Origin of the sequence: Chitinophaga sp. ARDCPP14 (assembly GCF_051362515.1) — a bacterium.
Taxonomy (GTDB): Bacteria; Bacteroidota; Bacteroidia; order Chitinophagales; family Chitinophagaceae; genus Chitinophaga.
The window spans coordinates 15,560-29,821 of sequence record NZ_JBKIXB010000017.1 but is presented as its reverse complement, the minus strand read 5'-3'; the positions used below and the strand labels follow the sequence as shown (position 1 = coordinate 29,821).

The 14,262-nt window shown below is 48.3% G+C and carries 14 protein-coding genes; 10 read left to right on the top strand and 4 right to left on the bottom strand.

The features are described 5' to 3' along the window. The first annotated feature begins 135 nt into the window (after positions 1-135). The 4 genes from ACLHR0_RS30495 (at position 136) to ACLHR0_RS30480 (ending at position 4,407) form a co-directional block, all read left to right on the top strand. Positions 136-1,275 carry an acyl-CoA dehydrogenase gene (locus ACLHR0_RS30495; RefSeq protein WP_370907990.1) on the top strand — a complete coding sequence of 380 codons (1,140 nt, stop codon included), beginning with the start codon at positions 136-138 and terminating at the stop codon, positions 1,273-1,275. Between the two features lie 219 nt (positions 1,276-1,494). Then, positions 1,495-2,184, top strand: a complete 690-nt coding sequence (locus ACLHR0_RS30490) for a YggS family pyridoxal phosphate-dependent enzyme (protein ID WP_429050425.1) — start codon at positions 1,495-1,497, stop codon at positions 2,182-2,184. 4 nt (positions 2,185-2,188) lie between these two features. Continuing rightward, positions 2,189-3,445: a TlpA disulfide reductase family protein gene (locus ACLHR0_RS30485; RefSeq protein ID WP_436491574.1), complete on the top strand. Its 1,257-nt coding sequence runs from the start codon at positions 2,189-2,191 to the stop codon at positions 3,443-3,445. Positions 3,446-4,104: 659 nt separating this feature from the next. After that, positions 4,105-4,407 carry a YtxH domain-containing protein gene (locus ACLHR0_RS30480; RefSeq protein WP_370907987.1) on the top strand — a complete coding sequence of 101 codons (303 nt, stop codon included), beginning with the start codon at positions 4,105-4,107 and terminating at the stop codon, positions 4,405-4,407. Between the two features lie 72 nt (positions 4,408-4,479). Here ACLHR0_RS30480 and ACLHR0_RS30475 read toward each other — a convergent pair whose 3' ends face one another. After that, positions 4,480-5,211, bottom strand: coding sequence for an SRPBCC family protein (locus tag ACLHR0_RS30475; RefSeq protein ID WP_370907986.1), 732 nt, complete (start codon positions 5,209-5,211; stop codon positions 4,480-4,482). Positions 5,212-5,378: 167 nt separating this feature from the next. Further along, positions 5,379-6,017 (bottom strand): hypothetical protein, encoded by a 639-nt coding sequence (locus tag ACLHR0_RS30470; RefSeq protein ID WP_436491573.1) that lies wholly within the window; start codon positions 6,015-6,017, stop codon positions 5,379-5,381. A gap of 100 nt (positions 6,018-6,117) precedes the next feature. Here ACLHR0_RS30470 and ACLHR0_RS30465 point away from each other — a divergent pair, with 100 nt between their 5' ends. After that, on the top strand, positions 6,118-6,972 hold the full coding sequence (locus ACLHR0_RS30465) for a 3-keto-disaccharide hydrolase (RefSeq protein ID WP_370907984.1): 855 nt from the start codon (positions 6,118-6,120) through the stop codon (positions 6,970-6,972). Positions 6,973-7,202: 230 nt separating this feature from the next. Beyond that, positions 7,203-8,423, top strand: a complete 1,221-nt coding sequence (locus tag ACLHR0_RS30460; protein WP_436491572.1) for a DUF4272 domain-containing protein — start codon at positions 7,203-7,205, stop codon at positions 8,421-8,423. A gap of 241 nt (positions 8,424-8,664) precedes the next feature. Here the strand turns inward: ACLHR0_RS30460 and ACLHR0_RS30455 are convergent, their stop codons facing one another. After that, entirely contained in the window at positions 8,665-10,419 is a 1,755-nt protein-coding gene (locus ACLHR0_RS30455; RefSeq protein WP_436491571.1) for a DUF885 domain-containing protein, read from the bottom strand. A 199-nt stretch (positions 10,420-10,618) separates the two neighbouring features. Between ACLHR0_RS30455 and ACLHR0_RS30450 the strand changes: the two genes are divergently transcribed. After that, entirely contained in the window at positions 10,619-11,329 is a 711-nt protein-coding gene (locus ACLHR0_RS30450) for an RNA ligase family protein (protein WP_436491570.1), read from the top strand. Then, positions 11,298-12,422, top strand: coding sequence for an AAA family ATPase (locus tag ACLHR0_RS30445; protein ID WP_436491569.1), 1,125 nt, complete (start codon positions 11,298-11,300; stop codon positions 12,420-12,422). The genes ACLHR0_RS30450 and ACLHR0_RS30445 overlap by 32 nt, the downstream gene beginning before the upstream one ends. A 29-nt stretch (positions 12,423-12,451) precedes the next feature. On the opposite strand, the gene dcd is transcribed toward ACLHR0_RS30445, so the two are convergent. Then, positions 12,452-12,988: a dCTP deaminase gene (dcd, locus tag ACLHR0_RS30440; protein WP_370907979.1), complete on the bottom strand. Its 537-nt coding sequence runs from the start codon at positions 12,986-12,988 to the stop codon at positions 12,452-12,454. Positions 12,989-13,112: 124 nt separating this feature from the next. Between dcd and ACLHR0_RS30435 the strand changes: the two genes are divergently transcribed. Next, on the top strand, positions 13,113-13,733 hold the full coding sequence (locus ACLHR0_RS30435; protein WP_429050417.1) for a 4'-phosphopantetheinyl transferase family protein: 621 nt from the start codon (positions 13,113-13,115) through the stop codon (positions 13,731-13,733). A gap of 33 nt (positions 13,734-13,766) precedes the next feature. Beyond that, complete coding sequence (locus ACLHR0_RS30430) at positions 13,767-14,261, top strand: shikimate kinase (RefSeq protein ID WP_370907977.1); 495 nt, start codon at positions 13,767-13,769, stop codon at positions 14,259-14,261. Position 14,262 lies beyond the last annotated feature (1 nt).

The window sequence follows — 14,262 nt, the reverse complement described above, 5'->3', positions numbered from 1 at the left end:
ATACAGTAGCGTTATTGTAGCGATTTGTTCAATATTTCGCCTGTTCTGGTTGACAACGTTGAATTTTAATCGGGCTATTTTTTTAGCTGATGATTTATAAATAATTTGAGTGGATTACCACATAAAATTAAAACCATGGACTTTCAATTGACGGAAGAGCATCTGATGATACAAAAGGCAGCACGCGACTTTGCTGTCGCGGAATTACTGCCGGGTGTGATAGAAAGGGATGAACACCAGAAGTTCCCTGCTGAACAGATCAAAAAACTGGGGGAACTCGGCTTCCTGGGCATGATGGTGAGCCCGAAGTATGGTGGGGCAGGACTGGACGCAATCTCATATGTACTGGCAATGGAAGAAATTTCTAAGATAGATGCCTCTGCCTCCGTGGTGATGAGTGTGAATAACTCCCTTGTTTGCTGGGGTCTCGAAGCTTTTGGTACAGAAGAACAAAAACAGAAATACCTGGTGCCCCTGGCTTCCGGGCAGATAATAGGCGCATTTATGCTGAGTGAGCCTGAAGCCGGTTCTGATGCTACCTCCCAGCGTACCATCGCAGAAGATAAAGGAGATCATTACCTGCTCAACGGTACCAAAAACTGGATCACCAACGGTAACTCGGCCAGCGTATACCTGGTAATGGCGCAAACCCATCCTGAAAAAGGAAGTAAAGGTATCAACGCCCTCATCGTGGAAAAAGAAATGCCCGGTATCACTATCGGCGCCAAAGAAAATAAACTCGGCATCCGCGGCAGCGATACCCACAGCGTGATGTTCCAGGACGTAAAAGTGCCAAAGGAAAACAGGATAGGAGAGGACGGCTTCGGGTTTAAATTTGCCATGAAAACCCTCGCCGGCGGTCGTATCGGCATCGCCTCCCAGGCGCTCGGCATCGCCAGCGGCGCATATGAACTGGCCCTGAAATATTCCAAAGAAAGAAAAGCATTCGGTAAAGAAATATCCCAGCACCAGGCCATCCAGTTTAAGCTGGCAGACATGGCCACCCGCATAGAAGGCGCCCGCCTGTTATGCCTCAAAGCCGCCTGGGATAAAGACCAGGACCAGGACTATACCCTTAGCAGCTCTATGGCCAAAGTTTTTGCCTCTGAAACCGCCATGTGGGTAACCACCGAAGCCGTACAGGTTCACGGCGGTTACGGCTACGTGAAGGAATACCACGTAGAACGCCTCATGCGCGACGCCAAGATCACCCAGATCTATGAAGGCACCTCAGAAGTACAACGCATCGTTATCAGCCGGAGCATCTTAGCGTAGATTTTCGCGGAGGTTGTCTTTCTCAGGATTACGCTGATTTTACTGATTTTACTTTTTGGATTTTTTGGATTTTAAAAAGATCAGGGAGATATAAGCGGATATATTCGCTCATATCTCCCTAATATTTTAATCAGTTATAAAATCCAAAAAATCCAAAAAGTAAAATCAGTAAAATCAGCGTAATCCTGAGAAAGACAAAATTCGCACTATCTTTGCGCGATGGCAATCAATTTAGCAGCATACCACGAAGTACTCGACCGGCTCCATCCTCATCACGCCCGGCTGGTAGCCGTTTCCAAAACGAAGCCAGTGGAAGATATCGCTGCGTTTTATGCAGCAGGACAAAGGATCTTCGGCGAAAATTACGTACAGGAACTAACAGAAAAACAAACACTTTTACCGGCAGATATAGAATGGCATTTTATTGGTCACCTGCAATCCAATAAAGTGAAATTCATTGCGCCATTTGTGCATACGATTCATGCAGTGGATAGTCTTAAACTGTTGCAGGAAATCAATAAACAGGCCGCTAAACATCAGCGCATCATTCATTGCCTGTTACAGGTTCACATTGCAGCAGAAGAAACGAAATTTGGTATGGATACGCAGGAATTACAGCAACTGCTGCAAACATACCAGGCCAGTCCATCCGCTTTTTCACAGGTACGCATTGCCGGCATGATGGGCATGGCTACCAATACTTCCAATGAAACACAGATCCGGGAAGAGTTCCACCAGCTCCGCGAGTTATTCGGATCCGTTAAAACCACTTACTTTAACAACGAAGCGTCCTTTAAAGAATTGTCCATTGGCATGAGCGCCGACTATCACCTCGCCCTGCAGGAAGGGAGTACCCTGGTGCGTATTGGCAGCCTGCTCTTTGGCGAAAGGAACTATTCACAAACGTAGTCTTATGAAAAAATTAAGCATCTTCCTGGCGGGTATAAGCCTGGCTTTCACCGCCTGCAATACCGGTCAGTCTACTAAAAACCCCGCCAATGGTGTGTGGCAGGCCAAACTGCACCGCACCGACGGGGCAGACATCGTTTTCAACTTTGAAGTAAAAGATACTACCGCTGGTAAAAAGGTGCTGTACGTGCTGAATGCGACAGATAAATTACTGGTAGATGAAGTGTCTGTAACCGGCGACTCCCTGTTGATTAAAATGCCCTTCTTCGACTCGGAATTTAAAGCGAAGCTCACCTCCGACAGCGCAGCAGAAGGACTTTGGATCAGGCACCTCGCCGATAAGGACGTAAGCATTCCTTTCTCTGCCGTCGCAGGCAAAGCAGAACGCTTCGCCGTAAATACACCGGCCACCGCCAATGTATCCGGCCGCTGGGTAACACAGTTCGTATCTGCAAAAGATAAGGACAAAGCCCCTTCCACCGCCATCGGTGAGTTTAAACAATCCGGTAACACCGTGCATGGCACGTTCCTCACCACCACCGGCGACTACCGCTTCCTGGACGGCGTGGTGGATGGCGATACCCTGCGCCTTTCTACCTTCGACGGCTCCCACGCCTACCTGTTTACCGCCCGCGTGGGGAAAGACAGCATCACAAACGGTCGCTTCTTCGCTGGTATCGGCGACGGACTCGAGTACTGGTCGGCCGTGAAAAATGATACCGCCAAACTCCCCGACGAAAGAACCATCGCCACCATGAAACCTGGTCAGCAACAACTGGATTTCACCTTCCCCGATCTCAACGGCAACAAGGTGAGTATCAAAGACGACCGCTTCAAAAATAAAGTGGTGATCATCACCCTGATGGGTTCCTGGTGCCCTAATTGCATGGACGAAACCGGCTTCCTCAGCAAATGGTATGAGAAAAACAAAGACCGCGGCGTGGAAGTGATCGGGTTGGCCTACGAACGCACCACCGACTTCGAAAAGTCGAAACATGCGCTGGAAGGCTTCCTGAAACGTTTTGATGTGCACTACCCGGTACTGATCACCGGCGTAACGCCCGCTGATCCTGAGAAAGGAGAGAAAACGCTCCCGCAGCTCACTGGCATCAAAGGCTTCCCTACCACTGTCTTTATCGATAAAAAAGGGAACGTGCAGGAGGTTCATACCGGCTTTTCCGGCCCCGGAACAGGTGAGCATTATGAACAATTCCAGGCCGACTTTAACCGCCTGGTTTCCAATATGCTGGATGCAAAGTAGACCGGATCAAGTCCACCTCACCTCCGCATCAAGTCCACATCAAGTCCACCTCAAAGGCGTGGATGAAGCATGGATAAAGCGTGTTTAAAGCGTAGTCAAAGCATAATGGAGGTATTCTTAAGGTATACGCAAGGGTTATCTTCCTGTTAACATTCCGTTTTCATACCTGGTGCTTTTCAGATATTCAGGCTAAAAAGGTATTATACCGAAGATATAAGACTATTGTATAATATTGTGCCGGAACACACAAATCCTCTCTGGTATTTACTTTCCGGGGAGGATTTACTTTTTAATAAAATTTATTATTTCATTTCTTTCAAAAAGGTTTGAAAAATACCAGAATGTAATTATTTTACTGCTCCGTTTGACTTTTATAAATTCCATTATCTAATACGCTTATCTTATCCACCTGCCGGGACAATGTCAACTCTGATGTTGTCCTGGATAGCGTTCCCTTCGAATTTTCACGATATTGATACTGGTACATTTACTCTCTCTTAGCAGGTGGTTTTTCCTCCCTTTATTTTACACAATAACATTTCTTTAAGATCGGATCTTCGCTCATTACTTTTACTGGCCTGATATTTGAAAATTTCTGGTTACCGTGTGAATGAACCATGCACACAAATCATTTGTTAAACCATAAAAATCCAGAAATTATGTCTACAACGAAATTTCTTGCAGGTGCTATAGCCGGCCTAACTACCGGTTTAGTAATTGGATTATTAACAGCCCCTGATAGCGGCGATAAAACCCGCAAAAAAATCAAAACAACAGCAGATGATTGGCGCCATAAGATCAATGGCCTGGTAGGAAAAGGCGGAGAAGATCTGTCGGATCTGAAAGAAGTATTCGAACACGAAATAACCGGCCTGCAGGACGACGCCCGCCAAAGAGTGCTGAAACTGATTAATAAAAGTCAGGGCGTTTACAACAGGTTCAGAAGAGAAGCATTGTCGTAATGATAGTTCACATAAAAAAAGCGGAGATAACAAACAGATGGTTCATTATCTCCGCTTTTTTATTGGGTAAAACTACTTTAGTATCTCGCCGGTTTCCATATAATTTTTGAAACGTTTGATGTCTTTTACCAGCATATTTTCAAACGCCGGATTCAGCAACCAGGCCAGCCCGGAGCCTACATATCCGGCCGGTGGCCGGTAGGTAATCATCACATCAATTTCAGTTCCCCCGTTAAAGGTTTCCCGGAAGGTAACCCTGCCCGCAGTAGCAATAGAGGACCCCGGCAAAGATCTCCAGCCAATCAGTTCTCCCGGTACCTCTTTCACAATTTCAGCATCCCACTCCAGCGTACCAATGCCACCAGGCCCCTTTACCACCCAATGCGAGTGGAATGGATCCGTTTCTTCTACCGACTGCAAATGCTTCATAAACACCGGAAGATTGTTCAGCTGCCGCCAGAAATAATACACCTCCTCCTTCGGATTATCAATAGAGATGGTAGTCCTGATATTTACAGACGCAGTATGCTTATCCGGTTTCCGTTTACCCAGAAATCCATTTACCAGGTCATTACCGCTGATACCTCTGTATAACAGGTAACCGGCTCCCAGGAGTTTTAAAAGACTGGATACAGGCGATTTATCTACTTTACTGATGGCGCTGCCGAGCAGCCATGCACCGGAAAAAATAGAGACAATCCGGCCTTCGGGTGTAACATTGATGATATTGGAGCTATCATATATGGACCCTGCTTTTGGTTGTTGTGGATCTTGAAAACTAAGTTGTTGTGTTAAGGAACTCATATATACAGTTTGGGGAACTTACAGCTAAAACCCTGCACTTTTGTGGTAAATGATCTAATTTATTGATATTTAGCAAGATAAATATGATGGCTTCTCTTATGTTCCTGTGGCACATCCGATACGGTGCGTAATTTCTTACACACTACGCTCACAAGGGGAAAACATGCTTACTGGTAGGAAGCCATCAGCGCATCAAAGATCTGCTGACCCCAGTTAGGCGCCAGCGCATTATCCGGTCTGAATGCGGCGAACTTGGCCGCCACAATATCTACTGTCGGCTTAGCCCGCTGTTTACCGCCGCCAAAAATAGCGGGTGTATAGTAAATATTCAACGCTTTTACCAGCCATGCCCGCGGATTCGAAGAATCAGCCGCAATAGCCTTTTCTGCATAACTCCTGCTCTGGCTGCCCAGGGAAACCCCGCGGGAAGGAGTAGCATTGATCCTGGCAGACAGCCAATACCCCATCAATGTCAGCGTTTCCGTATTACCCGGTTGCATGGAAAGCGCCTTCTTCACAAAAGGTCCTGCCCTTTCACACAACGCGTCGGCAGCCGCTTTATCCGACTTAAACGATAACTGTGTAGCCGACCACCCCGCATAATACTGCAGCAGCCATTCCTCCGGATGCGCCTCCGCCAATGCGGTAAGCGTTTCTATCCGCGGTGGCCAGTCCTCCGGCGCCGCAGTGGCCAATACCTGTAATTGCTGCTCCAGCACGTTTTGCCAGTTGCCGTTTTCCTGTCCGTAAGCAACGGAACTAATCAGTACTCCCAAAGGAAGAAGTATACGTAACAGTGTTTTCATAAGAAAGTAAATATGATTGTGGCAGCACGAATTATATGCCAACCACATCTTGCATTTCTCTCAGCGATAGGCTATCTTAACCCGGTAAATAAAAGAACACATGAAAAAAGCACTCACCGCGCTATTACTGCTGGCCGGCCTCCATAGCTCAGCACAGAAGGAAATTGCACCCAATAAATGGTTAAAACTCTTTAATGGCAAGGACCTGAAAGACTGGGACGTTAAAATAACCGGGCATGACCTGAACGATAATTTCGGGAATACCTTCCGGGTAGACAGCGGCATGCTGAAAGTGAGCTACGAAAATTATGACGAGTTCAGGGAACAATATGGACACATCTTCTATAAAAAGAACTTTTCTGCCTACCTGGTGGTAGTAGAATATAAATTTACCGGCGACCAGGTAAAAGGCGGCCCCGGATGGGCTTTCCGTAACAGTGGTATCATGCTGCACGGACAAACTGCCGCCAGCATGACCAAAGACCAGGACTTCCCCATTTCGCTGGAAGAACAATTACTGGGCGGTAATGGCACCGATCCCCGCTCTACGGCCAACCTGTGTACGCCGGGCACCAATGTGGTAATGAATGGAAAACTTATCAAAGACCATTGCATCAGTTCCACCTCCAAAACATACCAGGGCGATGTTTGGGTGCGCGCGGAAGCGCTGGTGCTGCGCGACTCCGTTATTAAACACATTGTAGAAGGCGATACTGTTATTGTATACAATAAACCGCAAATGGGCGGGGGCAATGTTTCCCATCCGCAACCAGGACTGTTAAAAGATGGTAAACTGTTATCCGAAGGCTCTATCTCCCTGCAAAGCGAAAGTCACCCGGTGGCCTTCCGGAAAGTAGAACTGTTCGACCTGTCGCCTTACATCAACGACCCGGTTAAGCTGAATAAAATCCTCCACCTGCTGCAGAACCGGCCGGGAGCGAAAAAGGCAAAATAACCTGAACACGGGGGCGGGGTGGTTTAGGCGGCCGGGGACGTCTCGGCGGCACGCAGCTCGCAGCTATAAACAACAGGAAGGCAGCCAGTACAGGCAATGATCGCTTACTCATATGAAAATGTTTATGCTTGGAATAAATATGCGTATGTCGTCCGTTTTCCTGTAATAAGGCAAATCCGGTACCATCTTTAACCGCTTTAAGCTACCTTTGCCCCCTCGAAAGAAATAGCATGGAAAATTGTACGCTCTATACGCATGAGGTGGAAATGGAGAAAGTGTTGACCCGTATGAGGGCGCATTTTGGAGATCAGGCAGTGAAAGTAAACGGACCGGCGAACCGTTGGGAACAACTGACCATCACATCAGGGAAAAAACTGCTGCGAAAAGGTCATACCCTCACCATCAACTACCGGCAACGCGCCACGCCCGGTTACCAGCTGGTACGGAACGACGACCCGGTAACCACCAACCTGCTCGGCATGTACGGCTTTGTACAGCAGCTGCCGGCAGAAAACCCGGCCCTGAAAGAACTGCTGCTCGCAAAAGTAGCGACGCTCAATACGGAAATCGTTATCCTCGCCACACCCTCCTTCAACGGCGACCTCCGGGCCGCCATCATGGACCTGGCCGACGAACTGGATGGCATCTTCTTCTGCGAAAATAACTTCATCTTCAACACCGAAGTACAAGGCTTCTGGGATAAAACCGGCGCACTGCTGCTCGATGTAAATGGTCATTCTACCGCTACCAATCTCACCGTAAATATCAACGCACGGTATTTCGATAACCAGGACACGCCTTCCTCCGCCGCAACAGAAAGAAAACAACGGAACATACAGCTCCTGCAGGAAATGCAGGTGAAAACAACCGTCAACCTTCCTGTTATCCGCGATGAGCAGGAAGTCGTGCTCCGCACCGCCGCAGAAACAGCCCAACGGGTAGCCGTACTCGCCGCCGTAAACACCGTGGCCTTCGGATACCTCGAAAGCCCCACCGTTATCAGCTACCTGCAACAACATCAGCTCTGGGATAAAACCACACCCGCCGAAAGAGCCTTCCTGGAAGATCCGCAGGAAGACGCCAAAACACGGGAAACCTGGAAGTGTGAAGACATCTGGGTATTGCTCTGGGCATTGAAAAAAGTACCGTCTCTCGGCGAAATGGACGCCCTCTGCAACCTCGATATGGTGCCGGAAGAAGCCTTTCCCTTCCGCGGCCCTGCCTCCGATCCCACAGCATTCCTGGCCGGCGCCACAGAATTGCGCAGCGCCACAGAAATTCTCGACGCCAACGACCTCTACTACCGCGCCAACTGGGCCTGTGTAGACGCCCGCTTGAAAGGCGAAAAAGAACCGCTGCATCCCGGCATCGTATACGAACGGCACTACGCCCTCAACTGGCTCACCAACTACAGGAACCAGTTCTGGGACGATGTTACGTGCGACACCTGACGCGGATTTTGTCTTTCTCAGGATTACGCTGATTTTATTGATTTTAAGGATTTGAACACTTTGGATTTTAAATGATTTGGGGAGATATAAGCGGATATACCCGCTCATATCTCCCCAAATCTTTTATCCGCTTATTTATCTTAAATTATCTACTCAGATCTCCCCAAATCATTTAAAATCCAAAGTGTTCAAATCCTTAAAATCAATAAAATCAGCGTAATCCTGAGAAAGACAACATCCGCTAATGAGCCAGCATCAACTGGCGAATATACTTCACCGGCGCACTGCCATAGCTCAGGAATTTCTCATTAAACGCTTTCAGGCTGTAATCCTTGCCCTGCTGCTGTTTGTAAGCTTCGCGGAGATCAATGATTTCTTTGTAACCCGTGAAATAGCTGGTCAGCTGCACGCTGGATACACTCACCCGCTTCCATTTACCTGCTGCTTCTGCGGCCTGCTGGAACGCTTCTTTGGTCAGCAAATGAATTGCATCTTCCTTGCTCATATCTTTTACATGCACACTGTAATCCAAAATGGTATTACATACGGTGCGCAGATTCCACTTATACCACATCAGCCACATTTCGGGTTCGTTATTACCATAGCCGTTTTCCAGCATCATCTGCTCAGTATATACGGCCCATCCTTCAATCATGGCGCCATTGCTCATGAGCGATTTAATGAGGCTGGGCGATTGGTTGGCATACACCAGCTGGGTATAATGCCCCGGTATAGCTTCATGAATATCCAGTATCTGGAGGATGTATTGATTGTATTCACGCAAATAACTTTCTGCTTTATCTTTTGGCCATCCTTCCAGGCTGCCAACATTGTAGTAGGTGTTGCCGCCTTTGTCGTAGGGGCCGGGCGCACTGATGGAGGCGCCTGCCACGCCTGCCATGTAAGCCGGTTCTTTACGTACCACCAATGGTTTGGACGGATCAATATACAACAGGTCCTTTTCTTTGATAAACGCAATCAGCGAAGGGAGCTGCTTTTCTATGGCCGATTGGAACTCTTCCGGCTTCACATGCTTCACAGAAAGCGTATCGATCATACGGCCTATGAGCTCCAGCGAATCAGATGGCATCGGTGTATTACCAAAATATTTCGGCCACAACTGGCGGCTGATCTTTGTCATTTCACCATGCACAAAAGCTTTGCGTGCTATCGCGGAATCATAGATCTGCGCGGCAGTAAAGGACGACTGGATATCAAATTTAAACTTCTGATCGTACAGCGTTTTGCCCAAACGGAAGCTGCGCGGATGCTCCGGCTTCAATGCCTTCAGCCACGCGGCGTAATCACGGATCGCTTTGGTGGCAGTTTGGGCACTGGCCAGCATGGCGGTCTGCTCTGCTGCCGGGATACCCGTTTTCTTCAGCGAATCTGCAAAGTCTTTTTCAAATACCGATATGCCCCCGTTGTTCTGGTCTATTGCCAGCGAAGTAAGTTCCGGTACGGGATCTTTGATCTGTTTTTTAGCGGCTTCGTAGTAAGCCGGGATATTTTTCAACCTGCTGCCAAAGCTGCGTAGCCTGGTTTCCAGCGGCGCGTAGTTTTCATTTAAGATAAAGGCAAACGTGTTACTAACGTTATAGGAAGATGGGTCCCATTCGTTGCTTTTCTGCTCTTTAATACCCCATTGTACCGATTCCAGGTAGTTCTGTATCAGCTGGTAATCAATTTTATTGGCGTCATTCAATGCAGCGGGATCGTAGGATTTCAGGGAATCCAGTTGTTGCTGCGCAAATGCGAGTCGCGCTGCGGCAGCCGCGCTGTCCGGCACTACCAGCACCGAGTCGTATTTATGATAGCCCACACTGGTAGCCCAGTCGGGGTTTTCTTTCCAGAGGGCGTCAATAAAATGTGCCTGGTAGGCGCTGAAAGCCTGGTTCAGCGTACTGTCGGTACCCTTGGTTTGGTTGCTGCTGTTGCCGTTATTACAGGCTGCCAGGGCAGCTGCGGCGGTTGCGCAAAGAAGGAATTTTTTCATTTGCAGAAGATGATTGTTGTTGTTTTCAAAAGCCTGTGTAATATACTATTTAATTATTTTCTTTACTTTTGCGGCGTACTTGATTAAAAACTGCAAACACTTGAGCCATGTAATTTCACAGGCATATTAAATCATTCCTTTCGCCGTTCCATCCCGGAACCGGCCTGTGAAACTATTGTTTAACTTAAACCCTGATGACATGGCAATTTCTCAGAAATATGGCCGTACCTGGCATTATCCGTTTTCGCCCGGCACTACGAGCGACGACCGTATTCAATATGAATACTGGCAATCGTTGCAGCAGATACCGGTGCTGATCCATACGGAAAAACTGGACGGAGAAAATAACTGCTTATCCCGGTACGGGGTATTTGCGCGCTCACATGCAGCGCCCACTACTTCGCCGTGGACAGAAAGCATCCGCCGCTACTGGCAAAGCATAAAGAACGACCTGGGTGACCTGGAGATCTTCCTCGAAAATCTTTACGCGGTACATTCTATTGAATACCGCAACCTGGATCATCACTTTTATATATTCGGCATCCGGGAAGGCCAGCAGTGGCTCAGTTGGGAGGAAACCCAATTCTACGCGGCAATGCTCGGCCTGCCGGTGGTGCCGGAAGTAAAGCGTATAACGCCGCCGGCTACACGCCAGGAGTTTGAGCGTGATATACTGGGGCTGGTAAACGGTTCCGGCGCCTTTGATCCGCACGACGTGCATACCGGTAAACCCGCTACCATGGAAGGCATTGTATCCCGCAATGCCAACGGGTATGCGGTAAGCGATTTTGCAGACAACGTGTTTAAGTATGTCCGCAAAGGACATGTAAAAACAGACCAGCACTGGACCCGCCATTGGCGCCGTGCCAGGTTAAATAATGAAGGAGGTAACTATGTGGCAGCTCAGTGAAAATAAAAACTGGTCGCACCTGGAACATACATTTGAATGGGTGCGCGTGATGCAGGAAGTTCCGCAGGACGCGCGGCACCACGCAGAAGGTAACGTGGCCGTACATACGCAGATGGTACTGGCAGCCTTGCAACAGTTGCCGGGCTACCGGCAATTGCCGGCGGCAGACCAGGAACTGCTGTGGGCAGCCGCACTGCTGCACGACGTGGAAAAATACAGCACTACGGTTATTGAACCGGATGGTCGCATCACTTCTGCGGGTCATGCCCGCAAAGGAGAAGCGCGGGCCCGGCAAATCCTTTACGGGGATGTGCCGGCGCCCTTCCTTGTCCGCGAGCAAATCGCCAAACTGGTGAGGTACCACGGCCTGCCGCTATGGATCTTTGAAAAGCCGGATCCGCAGAAAGCGCTGATCACCGCCAGCCTGGAAGTGAATACACAGCTGCTGGCATTGCTGGCCCGCGCCGATGCGCTTGGGCGCAACTGTGCCGATCAGGCAGACCTGCTCTACCGGCTGGATTGCTTCGAAGAGTTGTGCCGGGAAAATAACTGCTGGGGACAACCACGCCCGTTTGCCACACCGCAGGCGCGCATGGAATACCTGTTAAAAACCGGCAGCTCACCGGACTATGTGCCCTTTGAAACGCCGCAAACACCGGTCATACTGATGAGCGGATTACCTGGCGCGGGGAAAGACACGTATATACAGCGGCATTATAAACACCTGCCGGTCATCTCCCTGGATCATATCCGGCAAACCATGAAAATAAGTCCTACTGATAAAAGCGGCAATGGTGTAGTGATCCAGGCTGCGAAGGAACAAGCCAGGATCTATCTCCGGGAAAAAAAATCCTTTGTATGGAACGCCACCAACATTACACGGCAGATGAGGGAACAGGTGATCAGTCTTTTTACAACGTATGAGGCAGCGGTAACAATTGTGTATGTGGAAGTGCCGGCAGCGAAGCTGTTACAGCAAAACCGGCAGCGGGAGGAAGTAGTGCCGGCGGCAGCCATGGAACGGTTGGTCAGGAAGCTGGAAGTGCCCACCATTACAGAAGCACATGAGTTGAAAATAGCAGTCAGCAGTTAGCCATTGGCGGCTGCTGACTGCTTCCTTATTTAAAATTCATTCCGCCACATCATGCTCTCCACCGGTTTTATGGTGCGACCATTATATTTGGCATTTCCTTTTTTGTTATAGAGCGTTTCTACTTCGCCTTCTACCATAAAGTAGATCAGCTGGCCAATGGGCATTCCTGCGTATATGCGTACAGGTTGTGCACAGGAAATTTCCAGGGTCCAGGTGTTGCAGAATCCTACATCGCCTTTACCGGCGGTGGCATGGATATCGATCCCGAGGCGGCCGGTGCTGGATTTGCCCTCCAGGAACGGCACATGTGCATGCGTTTCGGTATACTCTTCTGTTACGCCGAGGTAAAGGGTGCCGGGTTGTAACACAAACCCTTCCTCCGGAATTTCAAAATGATCAATTTCATTGTGTTTGCGCGCATCCAGTACACGGTCTTTGTAGGTAGCCAGGTATTTCCCCAGGTGCACGTCATAAGAATTGGTACCCAGAAATTTCCGGTCATAGGGAGCAATAACGATAGTGCCTTTTTCAATTTCCTCCAATATCCGTTTGTCTGACAGAATCATGCTTAGGTTCGTTTAGTTTTAGTGAGCTGTATTGTTAGCTTTTATTTTTCAGCTGTTGGCATTTAGTGAAAGACCTGCTGCCAAAAGCTGTTTTTTCTGCTTTTTTGCTTTAATTTGGCAAGATATGCCATTAATACGAACGATACAAATTGATCCGGAAACGAAGCTGGGTGTATGGAAGATAACAGAAACGGAAAATTTTTTCCAGGAAAAGGTAAGCATCAGCCGGGCTATTCACCATCCGCATAAACGCTTACAGCATTTTGCGGGCAGGTATTTGCTGGTAACGCTTTTCCCGGAATTCCCCATTCAGGAAATTATGTTTACACATACCCGTAAACCGGTATTGGCAGGTGATAGCCACCACTTCTCCATTTCACATTGCGGCGATTATGCTGCCGCTATCGTTAGTACCAAAGCAGCGGTGGGCATAGACATTGAAGAGGTAAAACCTAAAATAGAACTGGTGTCTCACAAGTTCCTGTCGCCTTCAGAACGGTCGTTTATCGATCCCAAACAGGAGCTGTCGCATAAAACAATCTGCTGGAGCGCCAAAGAAGCGATGTTTAAATGGTATGGCCGGGGAAGCGTTGATTTTAAGGAGAATATGAAATTGCATCCCTTTGTTTTTCAACAGGCCGGTTTCATCACCGCCGATTTTAACAAACAGGATACAAATACCCGGTTATATTTGCAATATATTATGGAAAATGACCTATGCCTGGCATGGACTCATCCTGCGTGAGGAACGAATTTATTAAGCACTGTCGCGTTATTTATGAAGATTTATTTACTCGGTTTTATGGGTGCCGGAAAATCCTATTGGGGTAAACAACTGGCGGATCACTGGCAACTGCCTTACTACGATCTGGATGAAGTGATTGTGGAAGCGGAGGAGATGACCATTGCTGATATTTTTTCCAGCAAGGGCGAAGATTATTTCCGTGAAAAGGAAAGTCAGCTGCTCCGGGAGTTATCCCAGCAGGAAAACTTCCTGATCTCCTGCGGCGGGGGCACGCCCTGTTTCCAGGAGAATATGGATTTTATGAACGAACATGGCACTACCATCTGGATCAACCCTTCTGTAGATGTAATGGTGGAACGCCTGCAACGTAAAAAATTCAAACGGCCGTTGATTGCCGGTCTGGAAGATGAAGACCTGACCGGGTTTGTAGAGAAGAAAATGGCAGAGCGTCTTCCTTTTTACCAGCAATCGAAGCATATAATTACATCTGATAATATTTCATTGGATACCTTTACGCAAAATTTCTAAT

What these genes read in the sequence shown, in the direction of transcription:
- ACLHR0_RS30455 (WP_436491571.1), bottom strand. Translation starts at nt 10,419, where the DNA reads ATGAAAAAATTCCTTCTTTGCGCAACCGCCGCAGCTGCCCTGGCAGCC.
- ACLHR0_RS30460 (WP_436491572.1), top strand. Translation starts at nt 7,203, where the DNA reads ATGGAAAATTGTACGCTCTATACGCATGAGGTGGAAATGGAGAAAGTG.
- ACLHR0_RS30495 (WP_370907990.1), top strand. Translation starts at nt 136, where the DNA reads ATGGACTTTCAATTGACGGAAGAGCATCTGATGATACAAAAGGCAGCA.
- ACLHR0_RS30480 (WP_370907987.1), top strand. Translation starts at nt 4,105, where the DNA reads ATGTCTACAACGAAATTTCTTGCAGGTGCTATAGCCGGCCTAACTACC.
- ACLHR0_RS30490 (WP_429050425.1), top strand. Translation starts at nt 1,495, where the DNA reads ATGGCAATCAATTTAGCAGCATACCACGAAGTACTCGACCGGCTCCAT.
- dcd (WP_370907979.1), bottom strand. Translation starts at nt 12,988, where the DNA reads ATGATTCTGTCAGACAAACGGATATTGGAGGAAATTGAAAAAGGCACT.
- ACLHR0_RS30435 (WP_429050417.1), top strand. Translation starts at nt 13,113, where the DNA reads ATGCCATTAATACGAACGATACAAATTGATCCGGAAACGAAGCTGGGT.
- ACLHR0_RS30430 (WP_370907977.1), top strand. Translation starts at nt 13,767, where the DNA reads ATGAAGATTTATTTACTCGGTTTTATGGGTGCCGGAAAATCCTATTGG.
- ACLHR0_RS30475 (WP_370907986.1), bottom strand. Translation starts at nt 5,211, where the DNA reads ATGAGTTCCTTAACACAACAACTTAGTTTTCAAGATCCACAACAACCA.
- ACLHR0_RS30470 (WP_436491573.1), bottom strand. Translation starts at nt 6,017, where the DNA reads ATGAAAACACTGTTACGTATACTTCTTCCTTTGGGAGTACTGATTAGT.
- ACLHR0_RS30445 (WP_436491569.1), top strand. Translation starts at nt 11,298, where the DNA reads ATGAAGGAGGTAACTATGTGGCAGCTCAGTGAAAATAAAAACTGGTCG.
- ACLHR0_RS30485 (WP_436491574.1), top strand. Translation starts at nt 2,189, where the DNA reads ATGAAAAAATTAAGCATCTTCCTGGCGGGTATAAGCCTGGCTTTCACC.
- ACLHR0_RS30465 (WP_370907984.1), top strand. Translation starts at nt 6,118, where the DNA reads ATGAAAAAAGCACTCACCGCGCTATTACTGCTGGCCGGCCTCCATAGC.
- ACLHR0_RS30450 (WP_436491570.1), top strand. Translation starts at nt 10,619, where the DNA reads ATGGCAATTTCTCAGAAATATGGCCGTACCTGGCATTATCCGTTTTCG.